Genomic DNA, 498 nt, shown 5'->3' on the forward strand with positions numbered 1-498 from the left:
GGCCGTCACAGAGCCGCCGGACGCCGAAGCTGAAGACGCGCCCGACGAGCCCACACCGCCGGCCCCGCCGCTGCTGCTCTCGGCGAAGACCGCGCCCGCGCTGCGCGACCAGGCCGACCGGCTACGGACCTACCTGCTGAACCAACCCGACCTCGAACTGGCCACGGCACGTGCCGCGTTGGCAGCCGGCCGGGCCCGGTTCGACCACCGCGCGGTACTGCTGGCCGACGACCGCGAGCAGCTGCTGACCGACCTCGACACACTGAGCAAGGGCAACACCGCACCCGGCATCGTGCAGGGCACCTACCAGCCTGGCAAGACCGCCTTCCGTATGCGGCCGCCCTCGACACGGCCTGCGCAGCACTCAACCCGCACCTGCCCCGGCCACTGAAGGACGTACTGCTCGACACCGACCCGACCGACCTCAACACCACCGCCTACACCCAGCCCGCACTCTTCGCCCTGCAGACCGCCCTGTTCCGGCTCCTCGAACACCAC

The 498-nt window shown here is 71.3% G+C and carries 1 pseudogene; it reads left to right on the forward strand.

From position 1 onward, the window contains the following. A pseudogene (locus OO69_RS49290) lies at window positions 1–391 on the forward strand (hypothetical protein); the annotation flags it as partial. Window positions 392–498 lie beyond the last annotated feature (107 nt).

Source organism: Streptomyces sp. NRRL F-525 (assembly GCF_000716605.1).
Lineage (GTDB): Bacteria > Actinomycetota > Actinomycetes > Streptomycetales > Streptomycetaceae > Streptomyces.